General features: G+C 67.6%; 24 protein-coding genes and 2 pseudogenes. 12 read left to right on the forward strand and 14 right to left on the reverse strand.

Annotation, left to right across the window (positions count from 1 at the left end; genetic code table 11):
• The first annotated feature begins 133 nt into the window (after positions 1-133).
• Positions 134-1,054 (forward strand): undecaprenyl-diphosphate phosphatase, encoded by a 921-nt coding sequence (locus tag ACWDEN_RS13185; protein ID WP_351619177.1) that lies wholly within the window; start codon positions 134-136, stop codon positions 1,052-1,054.
• A gap of 16 nt (positions 1,055-1,070) precedes the next feature.
• On the opposite strand, the gene ACWDEN_RS13190 is transcribed toward ACWDEN_RS13185, so the two are convergent.
• On the reverse strand, positions 1,071-2,588 hold the full coding sequence (locus tag ACWDEN_RS13190; RefSeq protein WP_450858891.1) for an LCP family glycopolymer transferase: 1,518 nt from the start codon (positions 2,586-2,588) through the stop codon (positions 1,071-1,073).
• A 135-nt stretch (positions 2,589-2,723) separates the two neighbouring features.
• Between ACWDEN_RS13190 and ACWDEN_RS13195 the strand changes: the two genes are divergently transcribed.
• Complete coding sequence (locus tag ACWDEN_RS13195) at positions 2,724-3,014, forward strand: Sec-independent protein translocase subunit TatA (RefSeq protein ID WP_351619182.1); 291 nt, start codon at positions 2,724-2,726, stop codon at positions 3,012-3,014.
• A gap of 132 nt (positions 3,015-3,146) precedes the next feature.
• Here the strand turns inward: ACWDEN_RS13195 and ACWDEN_RS13200 are convergent, their stop codons facing one another.
• Positions 3,147-3,581, reverse strand: a complete 435-nt coding sequence (locus ACWDEN_RS13200; RefSeq protein ID WP_450858893.1) for a sec-independent translocase — start codon at positions 3,579-3,581, stop codon at positions 3,147-3,149.
• Positions 3,582-3,733: 152 nt separating this feature from the next.
• Between ACWDEN_RS13200 and ACWDEN_RS13205 the strand changes: the two genes are divergently transcribed.
• Positions 3,734-4,309 (forward strand): TerD family protein, encoded by a 576-nt coding sequence (locus tag ACWDEN_RS13205; protein ID WP_450858895.1) that lies wholly within the window; start codon positions 3,734-3,736, stop codon positions 4,307-4,309.
• Between the two features lie 64 nt (positions 4,310-4,373).
• Here the strand turns inward: ACWDEN_RS13205 and ACWDEN_RS13210 are convergent, their stop codons facing one another.
• Entirely contained in the window at positions 4,374-4,925 is a 552-nt protein-coding gene (locus tag ACWDEN_RS13210; protein WP_450858897.1) for a hypothetical protein, read from the reverse strand.
• 324 nt (positions 4,926-5,249) lie between these two features.
• Here ACWDEN_RS13210 and ACWDEN_RS13215 point away from each other — a divergent pair, with 324 nt between their 5' ends.
• Entirely contained in the window at positions 5,250-5,615 is a 366-nt protein-coding gene (locus ACWDEN_RS13215; RefSeq protein ID WP_450858931.1) for a hypothetical protein, read from the forward strand.
• Positions 5,616-5,687: 72 nt separating this feature from the next.
• Here ACWDEN_RS13215 and rodA read toward each other — a convergent pair whose 3' ends face one another.
• The 4 genes from rodA to ACWDEN_RS13235 form a co-directional block, all read right to left on the reverse strand.
• Complete coding sequence (rodA, locus tag ACWDEN_RS13220; protein ID WP_450858899.1) at positions 5,688-6,887, reverse strand: rod shape-determining protein RodA; 1,200 nt, start codon at positions 6,885-6,887, stop codon at positions 5,688-5,690.
• 404 nt (positions 6,888-7,291) lie between these two features.
• Positions 7,292-7,528 (reverse strand): DUF7848 domain-containing protein, encoded by a 237-nt coding sequence (locus ACWDEN_RS13225; RefSeq protein WP_450858901.1) that lies wholly within the window; start codon positions 7,526-7,528, stop codon positions 7,292-7,294.
• Positions 7,525-7,941 carry a hypothetical protein gene (locus tag ACWDEN_RS13230; protein ID WP_351619200.1) on the reverse strand — a complete coding sequence of 139 codons (417 nt, stop codon included), beginning with the start codon at positions 7,939-7,941 and terminating at the stop codon, positions 7,525-7,527. Before ACWDEN_RS13230 ends, ACWDEN_RS13225 begins: the two co-directional genes overlap by 4 nt.
• Entirely contained in the window at positions 7,928-8,356 is a 429-nt protein-coding gene (locus tag ACWDEN_RS13235; protein WP_351619203.1) for a hypothetical protein, read from the reverse strand. The genes ACWDEN_RS13230 and ACWDEN_RS13235 overlap by 14 nt, the downstream gene beginning before the upstream one ends.
• A 118-nt stretch (positions 8,357-8,474) precedes the next feature.
• Here ACWDEN_RS13235 and ACWDEN_RS13240 point away from each other — a divergent pair, with 118 nt between their 5' ends.
• The 5 genes from ACWDEN_RS13240 (at position 8,475) to ACWDEN_RS13260 (ending at position 11,973) form a co-directional block, all read left to right on the forward strand.
• Positions 8,475-9,518, forward strand: coding sequence for a helix-turn-helix domain-containing protein (locus tag ACWDEN_RS13240; RefSeq protein ID WP_351619206.1), 1,044 nt, complete (start codon positions 8,475-8,477; stop codon positions 9,516-9,518).
• Positions 9,515-10,204 carry a YdcF family protein gene (locus ACWDEN_RS13245; protein WP_351619209.1) on the forward strand — a complete coding sequence of 230 codons (690 nt, stop codon included), beginning with the start codon at positions 9,515-9,517 and terminating at the stop codon, positions 10,202-10,204. Before ACWDEN_RS13240 ends, ACWDEN_RS13245 begins: the two co-directional genes overlap by 4 nt.
• On the forward strand, positions 10,146-10,958 hold the full coding sequence (locus ACWDEN_RS13250; RefSeq protein ID WP_450858904.1) for a WbqC family protein: 813 nt from the start codon (positions 10,146-10,148) through the stop codon (positions 10,956-10,958). Before ACWDEN_RS13245 ends, ACWDEN_RS13250 begins: the two co-directional genes overlap by 59 nt.
• A 362-nt stretch (positions 10,959-11,320) precedes the next feature.
• Entirely contained in the window at positions 11,321-11,497 is a 177-nt protein-coding gene (locus ACWDEN_RS13255; protein ID WP_225627208.1) for a hypothetical protein, read from the forward strand.
• Positions 11,494-11,973 carry an ASCH domain-containing protein gene (locus ACWDEN_RS13260; protein ID WP_351619212.1) on the forward strand — a complete coding sequence of 160 codons (480 nt, stop codon included), beginning with the start codon at positions 11,494-11,496 and terminating at the stop codon, positions 11,971-11,973. Before ACWDEN_RS13255 ends, ACWDEN_RS13260 begins: the two co-directional genes overlap by 4 nt.
• A 1,149-nt stretch (positions 11,974-13,122) precedes the next feature.
• Here the strand turns inward: ACWDEN_RS13260 and ACWDEN_RS13265 are convergent.
• Positions 13,123-13,473: a MerR family transcriptional regulator gene (locus tag ACWDEN_RS13265; RefSeq protein WP_067004705.1), complete on the reverse strand. Its 351-nt coding sequence runs from the start codon at positions 13,471-13,473 to the stop codon at positions 13,123-13,125.
• A 638-nt stretch (positions 13,474-14,111) separates the two neighbouring features.
• On the opposite strand from ACWDEN_RS13265, the gene ACWDEN_RS13270 reads away from it, so the two are divergent.
• On the forward strand, positions 14,112-14,486 hold the full coding sequence (locus ACWDEN_RS13270) for a hypothetical protein (protein ID WP_031172494.1): 375 nt from the start codon (positions 14,112-14,114) through the stop codon (positions 14,484-14,486).
• A gap of 125 nt (positions 14,487-14,611) precedes the next feature.
• On the opposite strand, the gene ACWDEN_RS13275 is transcribed toward ACWDEN_RS13270, so the two are convergent.
• From ACWDEN_RS13275 to ACWDEN_RS13295, 5 genes are all read right to left on the reverse strand, one after another.
• The gene (locus ACWDEN_RS13275; RefSeq protein ID WP_351619218.1) at positions 14,612-14,932 is read right to left on the reverse strand and encodes an SCO5918 family protein; all 321 of its coding nucleotides are present in this window, start codon (positions 14,930-14,932) and stop codon (positions 14,612-14,614) included.
• A gap of 61 nt (positions 14,933-14,993) precedes the next feature.
• Positions 14,994-15,245 (reverse strand): CBS domain-containing protein, encoded by a 252-nt coding sequence (locus tag ACWDEN_RS13280; protein WP_351619220.1) that lies wholly within the window; start codon positions 15,243-15,245, stop codon positions 14,994-14,996.
• Between the two features lie 198 nt (positions 15,246-15,443).
• Positions 15,444-16,934: a DEAD/DEAH box helicase gene (locus tag ACWDEN_RS13285; protein ID WP_450858907.1), complete on the reverse strand. Its 1,491-nt coding sequence runs from the start codon at positions 16,932-16,934 to the stop codon at positions 15,444-15,446.
• A gap of 178 nt (positions 16,935-17,112) precedes the next feature.
• Positions 17,113-17,316: a cold-shock protein gene (locus ACWDEN_RS13290; RefSeq protein WP_030342329.1), complete on the reverse strand. Its 204-nt coding sequence runs from the start codon at positions 17,314-17,316 to the stop codon at positions 17,113-17,115.
• Positions 17,317-17,631: 315 nt separating this feature from the next.
• The gene (locus tag ACWDEN_RS13295; protein WP_450858909.1) at positions 17,632-17,814 is read right to left on the reverse strand and encodes a hypothetical protein; all 183 of its coding nucleotides are present in this window, start codon (positions 17,812-17,814) and stop codon (positions 17,632-17,634) included.
• Positions 17,815-18,373: 559 nt separating this feature from the next.
• Between ACWDEN_RS13295 and ACWDEN_RS13300 the strand changes: the two are divergent.
• Positions 18,374-19,247, forward strand: a pseudogene (locus ACWDEN_RS13300) (IS5 family transposase).
• A gap of 21 nt (positions 19,248-19,268) precedes the next feature.
• Here ACWDEN_RS13300 and ACWDEN_RS13305 read toward each other — a convergent pair.
• On the reverse strand, positions 19,269-19,916 hold the full coding sequence (locus ACWDEN_RS13305; protein ID WP_351623003.1) for a tetratricopeptide repeat protein: 648 nt from the start codon (positions 19,914-19,916) through the stop codon (positions 19,269-19,271).
• An 806-nt stretch (positions 19,917-20,722) separates the two neighbouring features.
• Between ACWDEN_RS13305 and ACWDEN_RS13310 the strand changes: the two are divergent.
• Positions 20,723-21,096: pseudogene (locus ACWDEN_RS13310) on the forward strand (hydrolase); the annotation flags it as partial.

The following is a 21,096-nucleotide window of genomic DNA, read 5'->3' on the forward strand; positions in this document are numbered from 1 at the left end:
AGAAGGCGGTGAGACGCCGATTCCCGATGTGGCCTGCATTTTGCCCGCGTGTAGTAGCTTCTGCCTGCCAGAGTCGCTGTGACCGGTGCCTGCGGCTCCGGCCTCGCGTGCATGTCGAGTCAAAGGCCAGTCAATGTCTGTTCTGACCTATCCCGAAGCCGTGGGCGTCGGCCTGCTGCAAGGCGTCACCGAGCTGTTCCCCGTCTCCAGCCTGGGGCACAGCATCCTGATACCAGCTCTCCTGGGCGGGCACTGGAAGCACGATCTGGACGTCTCCGCCGACGGGTCCCTCTACCTCAATGAGCTTGTCGGTCTCCATCTGGCCACGGCGCTCGCGCTGGTCGTCTACTTCTGGCGCGACTGGGTCCGCGTCATCCGGGGCCTCGCGACGTCCATCACGCAGCGCCGGATCGAGACTGTTGACCAGCGGCTCGCCTGGCTGATCGTCACCGCGTGTGTCCCGGTCGCGGTCGCCGGTGTCGCGCTCGACAAGGTGTTCCGTACGACGCTCGGCAAGCCCGTCCCGACGGCGATCTTCCTGGCGCTCAACGGCATCGTCCTCTTTGTCACAGAGCAGCTGCGGCGCGGTGGGACCGGCCGCAGGCGGGCCGGGGCCGCAGTCGCCCCAGGCGAGGAGCATCTGTCGGAGGAGGAGCAGTCGGATCTGCGGATCACCCGGATGACCATCCGCCAGGCCGTGACGATCGGCGCCGCCCAGATCCTCGCCCTCTTCCCCGGCATCAGCCGCTCGGGCTCGACCATCAGCGCGGGCATTTTCAAGGGCCTGGGCCACGAGGACTCCGCGCGCTTCGCGTTCCTGCTCGCCACGCCGGTGATCGGCGGAGCCGCGCTGCTGAAGCTGCCGCCGCTGCTCGGTTCGCAGGGCGACGGCCTGCGCGGTCCGCTGCTGGCGGGAAGCGTGGCCGCGTTCGTGGCGGCTTACCTCGCCACGCGCTTCCTCGTCCGCTACTTCGAGAACCGCACCCTCATCCCGTTCGCCATCTACTGCTCCGTGGCCGGACTCGGCAGCCTCGCCTACTTCACGCTCGCGTAACCGCGTAACCGCCTCGTCAACCACCCGAACCGTACGACAGGTTGGAGCACAGGTCGTCGTCCGCCGAGCGGGCGTCAGCCGTCACCGAGCTGGGCACGGCGGTCGGGGTCGTCGGGGCGGAAGAACCCGCTGCGGCGTAAGAGCTGCCCAGGACCACGTTGATGCTCGATCCGCCGATGAAATCGAGCCGGGCGCCGGGAAAGAGCCGGGCCACCGACTCGGCTTGTGACTTCAGGTAGGTGCCGTACTCGATGACGGTGGTGGAGTCGTCCTGGCTGCCCGACGTCGCGGTGCCGGTGACAGTGAAACCGTGCTCCGTGAGTGACGAGACGGCCTTGGACGTGAGGCTGCCGATGGTGGTGCCGTTGTAGACGGCGACGCTGATACCAGTGCCCGACACGTTCCCGGTGGCGCTGGGCGATGCGGATGCGTGGTCCTGGGCCTGCTTCCTTCCGTCGGCGTCCTTGCCGTCGATGGTGCGGTCCGCCTTGAGTGCCGCCCACAGATCGGAGGCATCCGGCTCGACGACGGCGACACGTTCGCCGGCGTACCGCCAGGGGAGGGTGACGAACTTCGTGTTGTGCAGGTCGATGTCCTTCAGCGACATGGCGAAGGAGAGCAGCTTGTTCGCCGTGCCCAGTCCGGGGTCGACCGTGAGTGACTTCGTGGCGGCGTCGGCCAGCGGCAGCAGGTTGGTGGGGGTGATCCCGTCGCTCTTGACCTTCTTGACGAGGCTGGAGAGGAAGGCTTGCTGCCGTTTGATCCGCCCTATGTCGGAGCCGTCACCGAGACCGTGCCGTATGCGGACGTAGTCCAGGGCCTGCTGTCCGGAGACCGTCTGCTCGCCCTTCTTGAACAGCAGGCTGCCCCGCGTGGCGCGGTTGGGGTCGAGGTCCTTCTCGTAGACGTCCTGCGGCAGGCAGACCTGCACCCCGCCGACCGCGCTGGTCAGTGCGGCGAAGCCCTTGAAGTCCACGACCACGGCGTGGTCGACACGCAGGCCGGTGAGCTGTTCGACGGTGTTCTGGGTGCAGGCCGGATCGCCCTTGTCCGTCTGCCCGACGGAGAACGCCGAGTTGAACATGGCGTCGGTCTGCGTCTTCGTCCAGGAGCCGTCCGGCAGTCTGCACGGCGGGATGGTCACCAGGGTGTCGCGCGGGATGGAGACGGCGAGGGCGTGCCGGTGGTCGGCGTAGATGTGCAGCAGGATCGCGGTATCGGAACGGCCGATATCGTTCGTATCGCCGCCGCCGAGTGAGCTGTTGCCGTTGTTGCGCGCATCTGTTCCGATGACCAGTACGTTCTCGCTCCTGGACGGGCCGGCCGCGGGACGGTGCCTGGACAAGCCGCCCGCGTCGAAGGTGTGGATGCTGCTGTTCAGCTTCAGGTAGATCCAGCCCAGGCCCACCGCGCCGATCACCACGACGACCAGCGCGATGAGCAGCATTATTCGCCACGGGCCGCGCTTGCGGCCCCGCGCTGTCCTGCCATCCCTGGTCGTGGTCATCCGGGCGCCCCCATCCGTCCGCTTCATACAAAGAGGACGACTGGCTCTACCCAATGGTTGTACAGTTGCGCAACGTGGCAATTATGACAGAGGGTATGCTGCGCTGCCCGGTCTGCGCCGCCGCCCGGAGAAGGAGCTGTTCGGCGAAGAGATGGGGGTCGGATGCTTGGTAACGGGCTGGAACCCTGGCAGCTGCTGATCGTGGCCATCGTCATCATCCTGGTGTTCGGTTCCAAGAAGCTGCCCGACACGAACCGAGGGCTGGGCAGGTCGATGCGCATCCTCAAGCCCGAGGCCAAGACCCCGGAGGGCGAGGGCGCCACGCGGTCCACCAGCGCTTCAATCGAGGATACGACGCCGCCCTCGACCAAGCCCGTCGACCGCGTCCTGAGGGCTGTTCCCAACGACACAAGCGCAGCGCGTCCGGCCACCGACAGGCGCAGAGCGCGCTGAGCCCCTCGTCGTCGGCTCGTCAGGTGCTGATCGCACGAGGACGTCACCCACAGCGGCTCGCTCAGCACCCAGAAGCCGCGCCACGCGGCCCATACGGGCTGCTGGACGGAACGGCTGCTTCGCAGTCGCCGCTCAGGTGGCGTCAGGATCGAACGCCGTGCACGTGTCCGGTCCGGCCGCTGCCTCCTTCGACAAGGGCGTCCGGCCCCCGGTCGTCGGCGCCGTGTTCTCTTCGGCCCTCGCCGCACCGCGCACCGCGTCGGCGACTTCCGACAGCTCCGCCCTCGGGTCCAGCGCGCCACGGATCTCGTCCATCCCGAGGCCCTCGCCATCGAAAACATGCTTGCGGATGAACGTCTTGGGATGCAGATCCTCGAACTCGAAGTCCTTGAACTGCGGACCAAGTTCAGAGCGGACCTGCTGCTTGGCGCTCTCGGAGAACTCCCGCACCTTACGCACGAACCCGACCACGTTCTGGATGATCTCCGGCAGCTTGTCCGGGCCGAAGAGCAGTACCACCAGGATCCCCAGCGTCAGGAGATCCAAGGCGCTGATGTTGGGGAACATCCGATGCCCTCGCCTTCGCCTCGCCCGGCCCGCCCCATGCGGCACCCACGCCGGAAATACTTTAGGCGTTGCGCAACCATAGGAACTATGGCAGGGCACCCTTCGTTGCATCTGGTGACCGTAAGGGCAGCCCAGAACTGAGGGGACGAGTCGTGGGTATTTCCCTGGCCAAGGGCGGCAACGTGTCGCTGAGCAAGGAAGCGCCGGGCCTCACCGCGGTGGAGATCGGTCTGGGGTGGGACGTGCGTACCACCACGGGCGCGGACTACGACCTGGATGCCTCCGCGCTGCTGCTGAACGCGTCCGGCAAGGTGGCCACCGACCAGCACTTCATCTTCTACAACAACCTACGCAGCCCCGACGGCTCGGTCGAACACACTGGCGACAACCTCACCGGTGAGGGCGAGGGCGACGACGAGGTGATCAAGGTCAACCTCGCCGCCGTACCCGCCGACGTGGACAGGATCGTCTTCCCGGTCTCCATCCACGAGGCGGACACACGCGGGCAGAGCTTCGGCCAGGTGGGCAACGCCTACATCAGGGTGGCCAACCAGGCGGGCGGCCAGGAGATCGCCCGCTACGACCTGTCCGAGGACGCCTCCACCGAAACCGCGATGGTCTTCGGCGAGCTGTACCGGTACGGCGGGGAATGGAAGTTCCGGGCGGTCGGCCAGGGCTACGCCTCGGGCCTGCGCGGGATCGCGGCCGACTTCGGGGTCAACGTCTGAGAAGGAGGAATCGCCAGGGATGCGCTGCCCAGCGCGGCCCTGGTGGCCACCTTCGGGCAAACCCTCACGACGCTGCGGCCGATCGCTGCGACTCCGGTCGGTCCGCCGGCCCGCTCGTCCTGTGGCGGTCCAGGCACGCGGTTCCCCACAGGACGACGGCTGCACCGATACCAACGATCGTCCGGGCGGCGGCGGCCGATCTCGCGGCGAGATCGACGGCGCAGCCTGCCACCCCGACAGCGACCATCAAAGCACCGGTCAGGTGAAACCGCGGCTGTCGGAAGAGCACGGCAAGCGGCAGGAAGTGCAGGCCGACGACGAGGGCGATCAGGCCCGGGATGAGCCTGGGAACGCCGCTCATCACAGCGATGGCAGTCACCACACTGATGACTGTCCACTGCAACACATTGATCCCGGCGAAGCGGCGGCGCACGTCGTCGGGAAGCGGACCACCACCCGGGCGACGCAGGCCACGTCCCGTGCGCCAGACACCCGCCGCGACGGCACCACACGCCAGAGCCGCCACCGGCAGCAGCGACCCGCCCGGGGCACTCGCGCCCGCAAGCCACCACGCCAGGCCGAACACGGTCAGGAAGGCAAGGCCGGCCCGATCCATCGAAGGCTCCCCCCGATTCTTATGGTCGGCGCACCACTCAAGCGGGAGCGCACCCATTCCTCCCGCGGCAGTACGAGGCTCCGGAGGTCGCTCGGTGGCTCCGACGTGTCTCGGACCCTTTCGCTAGCGCGGGGAGGGCTCCCTCCCTGTCGACGACAGTGCCGGAGACAATGCGGTCGGCTCATCTCCTTCAACGAGTCGGCGCCGCCAAGCGGTCGGCCCTCGTGACGCCTATCCTGATCAAGGCGCTCCGGTGGACACATGACCACCACCGACGGCGCAGGCGGCCTGACCGTGAACGGCCGTACAGGGGGAAGGGTGATGATGGGCTCGTACTGGTGGGTGCTGATCGTCTTCGGGACGGGTGGCTTCGGGTGGGCCGCCGACACCGTTCGTACCGCGTTGAAGAACCGGCATGAGCGGAAGCTGGAACTGATGGAAGTCGCGAAGCAGGAGCGTCTCGCACTCGAAGCGGCCCACCGGACGCCGGAACCCGTGTGTGGGTGTACACACCACCTGGCCAAGCACGACAAACAGGGCCGGTGCCACGAACGCGTGGAGATCCCCATGGCCTGGGACGAGAACAAGAAGCCGTTGCGCTACGAGGCCGGGCAGTGCAACTGCCAGCAGTACGTCGGCCCGCAGCCGTTGTCGCAGGTGTATGCGGAGGAGCTGACGGATCGGGCCTGAGCCTGGGTACGCGGAGGCGCTCCGGACGATCGAGGCCGAGTTCGCGGACGTGGGCTTTGGCGGAACTCCCTGCTACGCCTGCATGGGCCGCTGGACCTTGATCGACTGCAGTAGTCCGACGGCCACCCACACCGAGAACATCGACGAACCGCCGTAGGAGACGAACGGCAGCGGAATGCCCGCCACCGGCATGATGCCGAGCGACATGCCGATGTTTTCGAAGGACTGGAAGGAGAACCAGGCGACGATGCCCGCGGCGACTATCGTGCTGTACAGCTCGGTCGTCTCACGGGCGATACGGCAGGCACGCCACAGGACGACGCCGATCAGAAAAATGATGAAACCGGCGCCCACGAAGCCCAGCTCCTCGCCGGCGACCGTGAACACGAAGTCCGTCTGCTGTTCCGGAACGAACTGCCCGGTGGTCTGCGCGCCGTGGAACAATCCCTCACCCGTCAGGCCACCCGAGCCGATGGCGATGCGAGCCTGGTTGGTGTTGTAGCCGACTCCGGAGGGGTCCAGGTTGGGGTCGGCGAAGGCCGCGAAGCGGTTGATCTGGTACTGGTCCAGGATGTGCAGCTGCCACACGGCGATGGAACCGAGGATGCCGACGGTGAGCAGGCCGAAGATCCAGCGGTTGGAGGCACCCGAGGCGAGGAGCACGCCCAGGATCGTGACCGTCATGACCATCGTCGAACCGAGGTCGGGCATCATCAGAACGACCATGATCGGCACGGCGGCCAGGCCCAGGGCCTGGATCACGGCACGGTTGTCGGGATACTTCTTGTCACCCGCGTCGACCTGGGCCGCGAGCAGCATCGCCATGCTCAGGATGATCGTGACCTTCACGAACTCGGACGGCTGGAGGGAGAAGCCGCCCCCCAGCACGATCCAGTTGCGGTTGCCGTTGATCGTGGCACCGAGCGGCGTGAGTACCAGCAGCACCCCGAAGACGGAGAGGCCGTAGAGCATCGGCACCGCATTGCGCAGGGCGCGGTGACCCAGCCAGATCGTGCCGATCATCAGGACGAACCCGATGCCGAGGTTCATCAGGTGCCGGACGAGGAAGAAGTGCGGGTCGCCCTGGTTGATCGCGGTGCGGTTGCGGGTCGCCGAGTAGACCAGCAGCGAGCCGATGAGTGAGAGAGCAAGGGCGGCCAGCAGTATCGGCCAGTCCAGCCGGCGGACCAGTGAGTCGCGGGCGAAGAGCCGGATCCACCTGGGACGCTCGGGGCCGTAGCCCGAGACGGAGAAGCTCTTCACGCTGGTCATGTCGGCATCCTCCGGCCAACCGGGCAGTGCGCCCGCAGATATCGCGCACGGACCATCAGCAGCCCGATGCGTCCGTCCATCCCGTCGAAGATGAGAAGTGTGGCTGCCGAGATAGTAGCTGCACGATTGCGCAAAGCAGCAACTTATTGCCGCCATCGGACGGGATGACGCCGCGCACGCGGGCGGGCTGGATCCGGCAGCGTGCCTTGATCAGTCCCGCCCGTCCCTGCCGGGGCTTCTCGGAGGGGGAACGTCTCGATCGGCTACGCCCGGCAGGGACGGAGACTCAGGGGCTTACCTTGGCGATGGATACGGCGACACCGATCACGAAGCCGCACGAGGCGCAGATCAGCATGATCAGCAGGGGCCCGTGTAGCGTGCGAACCAGCTCGCCGCGCGGCCTATCACGGCTTCCACCAGGCCCGCCACGGCCGAGTGATGATCTCCCGGTAGGTGTGGTGCGAGGGGTTGCGGCCCCCGTGCGTGAAGACCCAGCTCTGCGGTTCGGCGAAGTCGACACTGCTCGGCGAGCTCTCGCCGCAGACCGCGCACTGCATCGCATAGGTGGTGGGTTCGGCGTCGGGCTCCTGGTCGGGCTGGAGGGTCCAATCCTTGTGGCACGTGATCGCTCGGATGCTCACCGACACACCTCCTGCAGGGTGGCAGTGACGTACGGGTGCTGGAGCGCGGAGCGGAGGACTTCTGCGTCGGTGAGGGTGTCGTCGTCGGGCAGCTCGCACCAGCCGCCGAACCAATCGTCGATCTGCTCCAGGCCGGGTGCGACGAGCCATGCGTTAGTGGAGAGATGCCGTACCGGTAGGTTGGCCCAGGTTTCGGCAGTGCCAGTTCCCACGGCGTAGTAGACGCGTTCGTTGGGGCCGTCGTAAAGCACCGGACCGACCGCCGCACCGGTGGCCCGCAGGTGGGCCAGGGCCAGGAAGCCGATGTCCGCAGGGGTTCGTACGAGGTCCCAGCCCTCACCGACTCGGAGCAGGCGCAGCCCAGGCACGTCGGCGACCATGGGCGCATTTCGCAGGGCATCACGAACGGACATCACGTACCCCTTGGCACAGGCGGCTGGTGCCCGCTCCCCGTGATGACGCGGGGGCAGACAACGGCCTGGTGGAGCGGACCACGATCAGACGGGTGCCTGTGGCCGCTATCTGCCGCTCCCGATCGGCGGCCATGCGCTTTGGGCCGAGGTGGCTGAATGCAGGCACAACGGCGCCATAAATGTCTGGCAGCTCCAGCGCGTCCAGGAGTCCGACGAAGGCGGGCGAACGGACGACCACCGTCGACTCCCGGTCCGTGAACACGCCGCACAGCGCCAGCTCATGCTGCCGACAGTACTCAGTGAGGCAGCCGATCAGCGCCGCGTGGCGGGCGAGGCCGCCGGTGGCATGGCGCAGGTAACCGAAGACCTGGGGGAAGGCGACGGAGCGGCGTTCCGTGATGAGTTCGTCGTCCATGCCCTCAGCGTCGGCCGACGCGAACGGCCTTGAAATGACCTGCTGTTGCGCTTCCGTTGCACTTTCCGCCCCACGCCGTCACAGAGAGTGCTTCGATGCGTGAGGAGGGAGGTCATCCGTGGTCAGCGTGCAGCAATGGACCGGCCGGGAAGCAAGCGCCCTGCGGGCCGCGCTGCGCATGAGCACGCGCGCCTTCGCCGAACATCTCGGTGTCGCCCTACGCACGGTCGCGAAGTGGGAGAGCCTGGGCGCGGAGACCCAGCCTCGGCCTGACACGCAGGCCATCCTGGACACCGCGCTCGCCCGCGCAGACTCCGCCACCCAGGCCCGGTTCGAGACGCTGCTGTTCCCTCAGCGGAAGAGCGCCCGGCCGGCGGACCACGAGACCTGGACCGAGGACATCGAGCGCGCTGTCGTCTGCATCAGCCGCCAGAACTTCCCGTTCGCCACTGACCTGTTGAACCGCTGGCTGGGACGTCTCGACCCCCGCCAACTGGATGCAAAGGGCTTGTACTTGTACGGCCGGTCCCTGGTGCTTCTCGGTGACCTCCAGCGGGACCAGGGAGCAATCCTCGGCCCGCTCTCCGCCCGGCACTCCTACACCTTGGCCCGCGGCATGTTCACCGAGCTCGACATCCCGCGCCGAGTGGCCCAGATCGATCTTTCCCTCGCCGTCGTCCGCGAGATGTCGGGAGAGCTCGGCGTCTCCGCTCGCCAATACGAACTCCTTGCCGCGGACGAGCGCCTGAGCCCGCGCGACCGAGCCAGAGCGCGGCTGTGGGTGGGTACCGCGTTGAGCAAGGAGGGCAACAACGAGTACGCCACCCAGGTCATGACGGCCGCCACCCGCGCCTTCGAGGACCTGGGCGAGCCGGAGGACTGGTCGGTCGCCCACCAGAAGCTGGCCCTCGCCCACCGCGGTGCCGGCGACTTGAAGCAGGCCCTGCACTACATCGGCATCGCGCGCACCACCGGTACGGTCGACTCCCCGATGCAGCGGGTCCGGCTGGACACCGCCTACGGGCACATCCTTCTGTCGGACACGGCGACCCGGAATGATGGGCTGTCCGTCCTCGATCAGGCGGCGCAGATGGCCCGGCAGTACGGGCTGAGTCACCAGCTGCGCAGCATCGAGGGCATCCGAAAGGGCCAGCAGGGATGAGCCAGGGAGTGCCAGTGCCGGAGCACGAGCAGCGCCAGATCACCAACGAGCAGTTCCACGATGCGATGCTGATCTGGGACTACCACCAGATGGGCCACGAGCAGCGGCCCTGCTCGGCAGCGATCGGCCTGGGAAGTCACGACCTCGGGGTGGCCACCGCAGCCGCCGACCTCTACCGTGCCGGCCTCTTCCCGGTCCTCGTCTTCAGCGGCGGCAACAGCCCCACCACCCGCGCCCGCTTCCCGCGAGGGGAGGCCGTCCACTACCGCGAGCACGCGCTGAGTTTGGGCGTGCCGGACGAGGCGATCCTGGTCGAGCCGAAGGCGGCCAACACGGGCCAGAACATCACCTTTTCCCGCGAGCTGCTGGACGAGGCGGGTGTGGAGGTCGAGTCGCTGCTGCTGATCTCCAAGCCGTACATGGAGCGGCGTTCGTACGCGACCTGCCGCAAGCTGTGGCCTGAGGCGGACGTCGTGTGCGCCTCCGAGCCGCTGGAGCTGGACGACTACATCAAGTCCATCGGCGACGAGAAGCTCGTCGTCGACATGCTCGTGGGCGACCTGCAACGGGTGATCGAGTACCCGAAGCTCGGCTTCGCCGTCGAGCAGGACGTACCGGGGGACGTGTATGACGCGTACGAGCGCCTCCTGGGCGCAGGTTTCGACAGCCGCCTCATCAGCACCTGAGCCACCACGCGGCGGCCCGCCGAGTGGGATCTGTGCGGTTCATCAACCGAACCTGTTCCCACGACTGTCCACGTTGGCGAAGCTGTTCGTCGCCGACCGGTGGATCGTCTTGGACGACGTGCAGTTCGCCCGGCGCGACTACCAACACCGTGCCCGCCTCGTCGCCCTGGACGATCCGACCCGGCAGCAGTGGCTCACACTCCCCACGCGCCTTCCCCGCGGGCGCCCGACGTTGATCAGCCAGGCACGGCTCGTCGACCCCTGCCGCTCGCGCCGGACGGTCCAGCTGCTCGTGCGCCAGTACTACGGCCGCAGCCACCACTGGGATGCCGTACGTGATGTCCTCGACTCGGTGCTGGACAGGCTGGACGCCACCGACCACGTGGTTTCCATCGCCAGAGCATCGACGCTCGCCCTGCTCAGTGCGCTCGGCTGGACGGGGCAGGTGCTGTCCAGCAGTGGGATCCCGACCCGTCAAGGCCGATCCGAGCGCCTCGCCGGCCTCGCGGTGGCCACTGGCAGCACCCACTATCTCTGCGGCACAGGTGGTATGCGTTACCTCGACTCCGCCCCCTTCGATGCCCACGGCATCCCCGTTGTGCCTTTCCACACCCCTGTGGACACGGATAACCCGCTCTGGCAGTCCGCCCGGCGATCCACCAGCCTCTGGGCCCTGAGCAAGGTGGGCGCCGGGGAACTGGCGAACCAACTGGCTGCACAACGGGAAGCTCACCGCCTTGGAGTCCCCGTGTGACCGAGCCGACCGCTCCGGGCAGGAGGCCGCACCCTGCACTTCGTCGTCAGCGTGAGCGGCGTCGGCAAGCTCATCACGGCCCGCAGACCGCATAAGCCGCGCACGGGGGCGCCCAGGTCGAACGTTGAGCCAAGGGCGCCTCCATGCGGTGGGGTTACCGTCGGCGTCCCGGAGCGGCATCCGGGGATCCAAGGCGTTGGGCGGCGTCCGCAAACACCACGGCGTTGCGGTGGGATGGCTGAGGGGCCGGCGCCGTGAGTGCGTCGGCGGGCAGGCCAGCCGTGCGGCGTAGTCGCCACACCAGTACGTCGCTGATCGACTCGGCGGTCTGGAGAGCAGCTGCTGACACCTCCGGGCACGCCATGGCACTGAGGTTCTCGGACACCGAGATCTTCCCGAAGCCGGTGACGCTGCGGCGATTGACCTCGCTGGCCAGGGAGCGGGGACTACCGTGGTCGCCGAGTTCGCTGATCTCGCTGTCCAAGATCAGCGAGGAGCTGTTCCAGGCGATCTACCAAGAGGGGCACCGAACGACGTGAACGATCCGGAACGCGCGATGCTGCTGTCCGTCCACCCGCGCTTCGCCACCGCGATTTTGGCCGGCAGCAAGACGGTGGAGGTCCGCCGCCAACGCGTCGCTGCGCCACCCGGAACCCCGGTTCTGCTGTACGCGACCGCGCCCACCATGGCTGTGGTGGGCATGGCGCGCATCGCTTCAGTCCATGTCGCCTCCCCAAAGGAGGTGTGGTCCGCCCACAGCGCCCAGACGGGAATCACTCGGCGTGAGTACGACGCCTACATGAGTGGCGCGACTCAGGCGAGCGGCCTCACGCTGGAGGATCCCGTCTCCTTCGACGAGCCGGTGACGCTCAGCGCGCTGCGCTCCGCGGGAGCTTTCCACCCTCCACAGAGCTACCGCTACATGAAGGGCGAAGAGCTTCGGCAGGTGGCCGTGGCAGGACCTGTCGTAGGCACCGCCCTTCGTGAAGCGTTGGGAGACCTGGTGCCTGCCTAAGGCAAGGGTCGAAGCTCTGGGTTGCCGCGTCCTGCGTGATCAGTCGAAGAACAACGTGGCCCATGGGAGCCCAGCGACAACGCCGCCGTGGTGTGAACATGCACCTCGTCGGCCGATGGAGCTGGACGGCCACCCGTCGCTGCAGTGAGCGGGTGAGGGCTCCCAGACACCGACGCCAAGGCCAACAAACACGGCCAGGGTGAGAGCGAGAGCACGACTCTGATCGTCCGTTGTTCTCGTTCTGCCTGCTGCCTCGCCGTCTCGGTCCGAGCTTTTGCCTCCTCGGCGGCAGCTTCACGCTCAGCTCGGGTGGCGTGGTGTCGACAGCCTCGGCCGATCTCCTGGGGGAGCTTGCAAGGCGTCCCTTTCTTGTGGGACGCCCACAACGCGATGACGTTCGGCGTCTTCGAGAACGGTCGTACCTCGTGGGCATGGCGCGCATTGTGAACCACCCGCTCATGCTGCCGCTGCGGAACGACCGAAGTGCAGTCCGGATGGTCGACACCTGCGTGCCAGCCCGCAAGTCGCCCTTTGAGTAAGCGACTTCACCATCATTTGCACAACTTGTGGCGCAGATCACGCGAAATGCATCTCGCCATTTGAGACGAACCAGGGCAGGGGTGGCCAGAGAGGCGTCCAGGCGCCCCTGAAGTGATTGCTCAGCCTCGACTTAGGGCACGCGGAGGGCACGCCACGCTCAAATTGGACTAGACAACAAGCAAACCCCAGGCCGCTGACCTGGGGTTTCAATCTGGAGCGGGTGACGAGAATCGAACTCGCGCTCTCAGCTTGGGAAGCGACGGCGCTTGGGCGGCCGCATGGCGGCTGACCTGTGGGGATGGGATACGCCTGCGCCGTTGCACGGGCCGGTTGGTACCGCTGGTGACCCTGGTTGTCCGCTCTTATGGGCACGCTGTGGGCACGGCGTCGAAGGACGCCGGCCGAAGCGCTTGCGCGAACGGGCTCTGCGCTTGGCGCCGCTGTCTCCGTCGACATGCCCGGGGGTCCTTGGCGAGTACAGAGCGGGCGGGGTGCGCCTCCCGGAGGCGAGGGCGGCGTCGGTTCGGCAGCAGCGGACCGGCGACTTTCCGAGCTGTGCTCTCCTTCGGCCGCAAGACGGCGTTCCGGATACGGCACGCGCCCGCGTGTTCAGGCGGAGTCGGAGCCGGCGCGGCCCGCCGATTCGCTGGCGGCACGACGGTACTCGGCGTTGATGCGCTGCGCTTCCTCGAGCTGGTCCTCGAGGATGACGATGCGGCACGCGGCCTCGATCGGAGTCCCCTTGTCGACGAGCTCTCGGGCGCGCGCGGCGATCCGCAGTTGGTAGCGGGAGTACCGGCGATGTCCTCCCTCCGAGCGGAGCGGAGTGATCAGACGAGCCTCACCGATGGCTCGGAGGAAGGCCGGGGTGGCGCCGAGCATCTCGGCTGCCCGGCCCATCGTGTACGCCGGGTAGTCGTCGTCGTCCAGACGATCATTCAGGGGGTTGTCCGATGTCATGTCACCTCGTTGTGCAACGCGTCGAGGGGCCCTGGTGCGTACGGCACCAGGGCCCCGAAGGAAATTGAACACCATCCGTCGGCCCACTACTGTGCCGACCTTCTGTTTCCGCTACCCGGCTCGGCAGAGGGGGGTGCGGGGGGATCGCAGCTGCTTGACCGGGGACCACCATCCATTTCCGGGGTCTTGCGGTACCCGGGCCGAACGCTTCTCGGGCCGGGCGATCCTGATGGCGTCTGCTCCTCTGTTCCTCTCTGAACCAACCACTGAGTGAACCGGTACTGCTGTTGGCAGCTCCTCGACGTGCGAGCCGCCCAGTGCGGCTCTCAGTCCCGTCACCGTTCTGGGAACACTCTGGCTTCGAGGCTCGAGAGCCGCACTGACCTGCGTACTTCGTATTCAGCCACCCGCCAGTTCGTGTCTGGCGGGTCTCGTCGACCGTGTCTACGAGAGGAAGCATACCCATGTCAGGAATGAAAATCTACTCATGCAACAGTAGATTTCACCCTTCTGGTGAAGGAAGAAGCCTGCCGCGATCGGGCCTCACCGGTTGGCGGAAGCCGCCTCCTGCCGAGCGCGCAACTGCTTCAGCCCACGGGCGGTTCCTGATACAGGTGGGCCGAATAAGCTGTGCTGTCATGTCGAACCCTGATGAGCTGCTTGTCGCCATCTCCGCCGCGGTGGAGTCCGAGCGAAGCAATCAGATGTCGCTGACCGTGGTCGTCGGTGGCGCCGTCATCACCGGCCGGCTGGCTCCGGAGGCCGTGTGGAGGGAGCGGGTGGCGGAGGTCCTGAAGGACTCGGACCGTCTCGGCCCGTTCTCGGACGTCTTTGCGCGCGGTCCGCGAGGGAACCGGCCCGGTCGCGGCGAGGCGCCCACGCATCTGCACTTTCATCTCGCACGCATCCTGCAGGGCAGCCTCGGCATCCCGGAGACGGGCGGCATGTACCGAGTCGCGATCAAGGATGTCAGCGCATGGACCGTAGGAGATCTCATCCACTTCGACCGGTGAGACGCTGCCTCCGCCCCGTTGCCCGGCCGGCGCTTTCCGAGCGGACGGCGACACAGCGGTGGGGCCCTGCCGACGCGCGTCGGCAGGACCCCACCGGGATCCTGAGGGCGGTCTCCCGCCCGTCCTTACACGGCCACGGGGCCGGTGCCGCCGAGCAGTGCGGACGCGGTTTGGAGGAGAGTGGGTCCACCCTCGCCCACGGGCGCGCCCTCGGGGCGGTCGTGGCAGGTGAAGCCGAGACGCGTCATGGCCCGCACGACCTCGCTGGCGGTGAAGTCACGGGGGTCCTGTCGCGTGATGACCTGGCCCACCTGCTTGACGGGGTAGCGGCGGCGGCCGATGGTCACGGACGCCCCCGTGACGAGCTCGGGCCTGACGCCCTTCATCGAGGCCAGCACCCCGGTTCTGGTCAGGTCGAACGGGTACCGGGCGATGACACAGCGCATGATGCCTCACAGGGGAGAAGTCGCGGGGAGAAGGAGAACGGGCCGCCCGGGGCGAGACGGATCAGCATGCGAGGGCGGGTACGCCCGGAACCCGGCCGTACTCACCGACGTCGCCCGAGCGGCCGCCGGGTGAGGGCAGTGGTACGTCGAGGACGTCCTGCAGACGGATCCGGTCCGTGTACGTGGAACTGTCGCGGAGAACGGCGAGCCGGAGCCGGGTGACCAAGCCTGTGCTCTCGTCGTCCCCGTCGCACACGGTCAGGTACTCGACCCGGGCACTCGCCATGACGGCCAGAGCCACCTCAACGGTCATGTCGTCACATACCCGAGGCCCGTGCCCTTCGCTGTCGTTCACCACGGACACGTGGGTGGGGTCCGTCCTGCGGTACTGCGTCCGCGCTGGCGTCAAGGGTGTCTCCTTCGGTAAGGGCTGGTCGGCTTGGCGGCCTTCGTCCACGGGAGACCACGGCGGCTTCCGCGAGGCCAACGGGGCTCCGGGAACTGCGCCGGCCTAAGCAGCCGAGTCGTTGCCGGGCCGCCGCTGTGCCCTGCGGCGCACCCCCGCGCCGGCGGGTCGGCCCTGGCCGGTGCGGCCCCGGCGGTCCCTGGACGGCGAAGACGCGCGGCGGGTGCGTTCCACGACAGGCGCGGTGATGACCACTGGGACCCCGGAGGGCGCTTGGGCGCCTGTGATGCGGCTCAGCTCCGCCTCGCCCGAGCGGACCGGGGTGACGCGCGGGCTGATGCCGGCCGAGGCCATCAGCCGGGTCATGCCGCGGCGTTGGCCGGGGGTCACCAGGGTGACGACGCTGCCGGACTCCCCGGCGCGGGCCGTACGGCCGCCACGGTGCAGATAGTCCTTGTGGTCGCTGGGCGGATCCACGTTGACGACCAGGTCGAGGCTGTCGAAGTGGATGCCGCGGGCCGCGACGTTGGTGGCCACCAGGACGGTGACGTGACCGTCCTTGAACCGCGCCAGGGTCCGGGTGCGCTGCGGCTGGGACCGGCCACCGTGCAGGGCCGCGGCGCGGACACCGCTTTTCAGCAGGTGCTTCGTCAGCCGGTCCACAGCGTGCTTGGTGTCCAGGAACATGATGACCCGGCCGTCCCGGGCCGCGATCTCGGTGGTCGTACGGTGCTTGTCCGCGTCGTGCACATGGAGTACGTGGTGTTCCATCGTGGTGACGGCACCGGCCGACGGGTCGGCGGAGTGCACCACCGGGTCGGTCAGGTAGCCGCGGACCAGCAGGTCGACGTTGCGGTCCAGGGTAGCCGAGAACAACATCCGCTGGCCCTCGGGGCGCACTTGGTCGAGCAGGATGGTGACCTGGGGCATGAAGCCCATGTCGGTCATCTGGTCGGCCTCGTCGAGCACCGTGACGTCGACGTCGGCGAGTCGGCACTCGCCCCGGTCGATGAGGTCCTTGAGCCGACCGGGCGTCGCGACGACCACCTCCGCGCCGGCCCGCAGCGCACCGGCCTGCCTGCCGATGGACATTCCGCCGACGACGGTGGCGAGCCGCAGGCTCACGGAGCGGGCATAGGGAGCGAGCGCGTCGGTGACCTGCTGGGCCAGCTCACGGGTGGGGACGAGAATCAGGGCCAGCGGCCGACGCGGCTCGGCACGCCGGCCCGCCGTACGGGCCAGTACTGCGAGGCCGAAGGCGAGGGTCTTGCCCGAGCCGGTGCGGCCGCGACCGAGTACGTCACGGCCGGCCAGGGAGTTCGGCAGGGTCGCCGCCTGGATCGGGAACGGTACGGTCACGCCTTCATGGCCGAGCGTGGCCAGCAACGGCGCCGGCATGGCGAGATCGGCGAACGACTCGACAGCGGGCAACGCGGGCCCGACCGTCTTCGGCAGCGCGAAATCGCCCCCCGCGGGCTCTCGGTTTCCGTAACCACTGGAGCGGTGCGGAACGCCGGAACGGCCCGCAGCGGCGCTTCCTCCGAAGCGGTCGTATGTGCGATTGGTGCGTGCGCGAGTGGTACGTGTGCGGTTCATGCGGAACCTTCCTCGATGTGGGCACGTATCAAGGAATTTCCGCAGCAGAATGAGCGGCGCAGAATCGCGAGAACGGGCCGAAAAAGACAGGGCCGAATCGCCCTGGGAATAAAGCGAGCTGGGGCCCGCACCCCAAGGTGCGGGCCCCAGCTGCGAAGTATGCGTCCGTGCCGGTGCGTCAGGCGGGAACGATGTTCTCGGCCGTCGGGCCCTTCTGGCCCTGCGCGATGTCGAACGACACCTTCTGGCCTTCCAGCAGCTCGCGGAAACCCTGGGCGGCGATGTTCGAGTAGTGGGCGAAGACGTCGGGGCCGCCGCCGTCCTGCTCGATGAAGCCGAAGCCCTTTTCCGCGTTGAACCACTTCACAGTGCCAGTAGCCATGTTGTTTCTCCTTCGGAGGCGGTGTACAGGAATACGCACTGTGCGCATTCCGTGTCGCCGTGATGATCAGCCGTCGGAAAAACCTTCTGGCAACCACACCTGCAACTGAGCTCGACAGTAGCACAGTGCGATCGGCCTTGCGCGGTGGACAATTCCGCTCCGCCGGGCGGTCGAGGAATACTCGCCGTACCCCGCACCTATATCTCATTTCACGAGCACAGATATCGCTCTCCGCAGGTGCGGTTTTCCTACCGTGCACATCCGCCTACAACCCTGTGGCCTCCCTCGACGGGGCATGTGCCGCTGCCACCGTCGTCAGCGAATGGCACAACGGCCTGCGAGATCGCGTCCGAAGCCCTCGCGGACGACGATGCGCAGTACGGCGATGTCCTCGGCGTGAGGTGGCATGGTGTAGGCGGGTACCTGCCAGCCGTGGCGGCGCAGTTCGTCGGAGACGTAGAGGACCATGAACGCGCTCGGGTCGTTGAGTTTGAACACTTCGCCACGATGTCGGAGAAGCGGGCGTCGTTGCCGCCGATCGACAGCGTCACCAGGGTGGTGTTGTCGTCGAGGTAGCCGGCCTGGATCTGAGGTACCTCGCCGGAGCCCTGCTGCTTGTCCAGGACGTTATAGGTGCGTGCCCCGGAGCAGGTGACGAAGTGGTAGTCCATCTCCGGATCGAAGCTGTCGGCCATGGATCCTATCGACTTGCCATAGCCGGGAAGCGTCGCCTGCCGCGACCATGCCAGCTTGGAGCGGTGGCACTTGTCGGTCTGGGCGTCGTTGAGCTTGTCGTGGTGGTCGGTCTCCGGGTACAGATCGGCGCCACCGGGGGCGGTGGCTCCTTCACCCGACGAGTAGGAGTCCGCCATGACCACGACCAAGTTCGCCGGCTTGGACGCGAGGGGCTGGAAGGCGACGGCACCCCAGGCGGTGTCCGCGTCGGCCCTTCCGTCGGCGGTCGCGCTCGACAGCTCGACCTGCGGCGTGCCGGTAAAGTGGAACACGCCTAGGGTCTGTTGCGAAAGTGGATCTTGTTCGTCGATGATCAGGTCCCGTGGGGCGTGGGGATCTGACCAACGGCCAGTGGGCCCGGCTTGAGCCCCTGCTGCCGACGGGACTCAAACCGGGTCGGCCGCAGGTGTGGACGCGGCGGCAGTTGATAGACGGCATACGGTGGCGGACGCGGACTGGTGCGCCTTGGCGGGACGTGCCCGAACGTTATGGGCCGTGGGACCGGGTCTATGACCTGTTCCGGCGCTGGCAGCGGGATGGCACCTGGGCGAGAATCCTCACCCAGCTCCAGGCCGAGGCGGACGCGAAGGGCCTGATCACCTGGGATGTCAACGTCGACTCCACTGTCTGCCGGGCCCACCAGCACGCTGCCGGGGCGGCGAAAAAGGGGACCTTCAGAAGGAGCCACCCGGCGGGATCTTCGTCGAGCCGGCCGACCACGGCCTCGGACGCTCGCGCGGCGGACTGACCAGCAAGATCCACCTCGCGGTCGAGCAGGGGCAGAAGCCCTTGTCCGTCGTGATCACGGCCGGGCAGCGGGGCGACTCCCCGCAGTTCGAAGCGGTCCTGGAAGCCATCCGAGTTCCGAGGCTGGGGCTTGGCAGGCCGCGCAAGCGCCCGGACCGGGTCCGGGCCGACAAGGCATACGACTCGCGCAGCAATCGCTCCTACCTGCGCAGACGCGGGATCAAGGCCACCATCCCGGTTCCGGCGGACCGAGTCCGCAACCGGCTCAAGCGCGGATCGCGTGGCGGGCGGCCGCCGAAGTTCGACAAGGACGACTACAAGCAGCGGCACGCGGTCGAGTCGGGATCAACCGGCTCAAGCGTCACCGGGCCGTTGCCACTCGGTACGACAGACTCGCCGTCCGCTACGAAGCGACAGTGCTGGTCGCAGCCATCAATGAGTGGCTGTGACCAGCGCTTCCCAGTCAGAGCCTAGGAACGGATGTGCGTGCGGGCTTGCTCGATCCACCCCAACACGGCCTTGGCACCGCAGCTCTCGGCGACCGACTGCGCCTCGTCAAGGTGGAGGAACGCCGCCGCTGGGTCCCCGGTTTCGGCCGCGAAGTAGGCCAGTGCCACCAGGCCAGCTGCTTCCCCGGGCCGGAAGCCGATCTCACGGCGCAGTGTCACCGATTCAATCAACCGCTCGCGGGCCTGATCGAAGCGGCCCGCATCCTTGTCGGTGAAGCCGAGATGCCTAATCGCATAGGACATAGTCATCCGGTCGTCGACGGATTTCGCCAGCGCGTACGACCGCTCGAAGTACGGCCTGCCAGTGACGCCGTCGCCCTTGACCACCTGGTGCCAGCAGCCGACCCAGAACAGCGCTTCCGCCTCACCCGACGCATCCCCCAGACGCTCGTACAACTCGGCCGCGCGCTCAAACAGCACCAGTTCCTGGGGGTTCTCTTCGCGGTCGTTCAGGAAGCGGACGTGCAGCACCTTGCCCCGTGCCATGGCAAGCGGCGCCTCGACTGAGTCCAGCACCTCATCCGACCGGTCCAGCGCGGACGTGTCTCCGCCGAACATCGCCGCTTCGAACAGCTCTCCCGCACGTTCGATCCAGTCTTGCCCTTGCATACCTCTACCCCTCCCCTTCGGACGTTGACAGCGCCGAGGCTATCTCCGCACTCCCGACGGCACGCGAGAATTGTGGGGCGGCGTCTCTCGAACACCCCAGTCGTCCGTGAGCTGGGAGTGCCAGCAGGCCGGCCCTGGCCCGTCAGCTCCTCCAAGGAAGCCTGGTCTGGGTCGTGGAGCCAGCCGCCTACGGCTTTCGCAACAGGCCCTAGCTCAGTCGAACAGGCCAGTGACGACGTGCGCGGTTCCCGCGCGACGGTGGCCTTGCCGCGGTCGGCGTGTCTGCCGTCGCCGACGAACTCCACTGCTGCGGCTACTCCGCAAGGCGTCAAGAACCTCGAGCGAGCTGTGGGGCCACTCCTTGGCGGCGGGGGATCGGGCGGCCTGGAGCTCTTGTTGCGCGTCGGCCGGGGGCTCCGCGCTCAGCGACGAGCAGGCCGGCACAAAGAGAGGACTGGCGGGAGGGCACAGCCGGACGAGGTCACTGCTCGTGCCGATTGCGGCCGCGGTGAACGCCAGGGCCTCCAGATCCGCAGGCCACTGCGGCGGTACGGCGTACAACAGCCGATCGCCAGTTCTTTGATCGCTGCTCAACAAGGGGGTCCCATGAAACACCGCCGACCGCGCCACCGGCGCAGAGTGATCGCCAGAGCGGTCGGTACGGCCGGTACGCTGGCCATCGCGCTGGGTGCGGGGATGACGCCGGCGATGGCCGCCGGGAAGACGGCCAACAGGCTCACCGCCACCGGGTTCTCGCCCGCCCAGCCCGAGCGGGACGACTCGCCCTGGGCCCCCGGCACGACGGGGTGCCGAAGCAGCACACGGCCGTCCGTCCGGAGGCCGTCACGCCCCGCGCGGCCACGTCCGCTCTCCAGCTCAGTCTGCCCGCACCGACCGGGCGCCACGGCGTGGGCACGTTCAGCCTGCACCTCGTCGACAAGTCCCGCACGGACCCGTACGTGCCCGGTGACAAGCCGCGCGAGCTGATGGTGTCGTTCTGGTACCCGGCCGCCTCCACCCGCGGTCACTACGAGGCGCCGTGGATGCCAGCAGTCTCCGGCGCCCACTTCCTCGCCTCCCAGGGCCTGACGCCACAACAGGTGACGTTGCCGAAGACCGCGGGCCATGTGCTCGCTCCGGTCGACACCAAGCTCGGCAAGCTGCCCGTCCTGCTGTACTC

The organism is Streptomyces sp. NPDC001153, assembly GCF_053598315.1.

What these genes read in the sequence shown, in the direction of transcription:
- ACWDEN_RS13280 (WP_351619220.1), bottom strand. Translation starts at nt 15,245, where the DNA reads ATGACCGTTGAGGTGGCTCTGGCCGTCATGGCGAGTGCCCGGGTCGAG.
- ACWDEN_RS13255 (WP_225627208.1), top strand. Translation starts at nt 11,321, where the DNA reads ATGGCACTGAGGTTCTCGGACACCGAGATCTTCCCGAAGCCGGTGACG.
- ACWDEN_RS13250 (WP_450858904.1), top strand. Translation starts at nt 10,146, where the DNA reads ATGACGCGTACGAGCGCCTCCTGGGCGCAGGTTTCGACAGCCGCCTCA.
- ACWDEN_RS13275 (WP_351619218.1), bottom strand. Translation starts at nt 14,932, where the DNA reads ATGCGCTGTGTCATCGCCCGGTACCCGTTCGACCTGACCAGAACCGGG.
- ACWDEN_RS13245 (WP_351619209.1), top strand. Translation starts at nt 9,515, where the DNA reads ATGAGCCAGGGAGTGCCAGTGCCGGAGCACGAGCAGCGCCAGATCACC.
- ACWDEN_RS13200 (WP_450858893.1), bottom strand. Translation starts at nt 3,581, where the DNA reads ATGTTCCCCAACATCAGCGCCTTGGATCTCCTGACGCTGGGGATCCTG.
- ACWDEN_RS13195 (WP_351619182.1), top strand. Translation starts at nt 2,724, where the DNA reads ATGCTTGGTAACGGGCTGGAACCCTGGCAGCTGCTGATCGTGGCCATC.
- ACWDEN_RS13230 (WP_351619200.1), bottom strand. Translation starts at nt 7,941, where the DNA reads ATGTCCGTTCGTGATGCCCTGCGAAATGCGCCCATGGTCGCCGACGTG.
- ACWDEN_RS13185 (WP_351619177.1), top strand. Translation starts at nt 134, where the DNA reads ATGTCTGTTCTGACCTATCCCGAAGCCGTGGGCGTCGGCCTGCTGCAA.
- ACWDEN_RS13305 (WP_351623003.1), bottom strand. Translation starts at nt 19,916, where the DNA reads ATGCAAGGGCAAGACTGGATCGAACGTGCGGGAGAGCTGTTCGAAGCG.
- ACWDEN_RS13265 (WP_067004705.1), bottom strand. Translation starts at nt 13,473, where the DNA reads ATGACATCGGACAACCCCCTGAATGATCGTCTGGACGACGACGACTAC.
- ACWDEN_RS13285 (WP_450858907.1), bottom strand. Translation starts at nt 16,934, where the DNA reads ATGAACCGCACACGTACCACTCGCGCACGCACCAATCGCACATACGAC.
- ACWDEN_RS13270 (WP_031172494.1), top strand. Translation starts at nt 14,112, where the DNA reads ATGTCGAACCCTGATGAGCTGCTTGTCGCCATCTCCGCCGCGGTGGAG.
- ACWDEN_RS13190 (WP_450858891.1), bottom strand. Translation starts at nt 2,588, where the DNA reads ATGAAGCGGACGGATGGGGGCGCCCGGATGACCACGACCAGGGATGGC.
- rodA (WP_450858899.1), bottom strand. Translation starts at nt 6,887, where the DNA reads ATGACCAGCGTGAAGAGCTTCTCCGTCTCGGGCTACGGCCCCGAGCGT.
- ACWDEN_RS13290 (WP_030342329.1), bottom strand. Translation starts at nt 17,316, where the DNA reads ATGGCTACTGGCACTGTGAAGTGGTTCAACGCGGAAAAGGGCTTCGGC.
- ACWDEN_RS13235 (WP_351619203.1), bottom strand. Translation starts at nt 8,356, where the DNA reads ATGGACGACGAACTCATCACGGAACGCCGCTCCGTCGCCTTCCCCCAG.
- ACWDEN_RS13215 (WP_450858931.1), top strand. Translation starts at nt 5,250, where the DNA reads ATGGGCTCGTACTGGTGGGTGCTGATCGTCTTCGGGACGGGTGGCTTC.
- ACWDEN_RS13210 (WP_450858897.1), bottom strand. Translation starts at nt 4,925, where the DNA reads ATGGATCGGGCCGGCCTTGCCTTCCTGACCGTGTTCGGCCTGGCGTGG.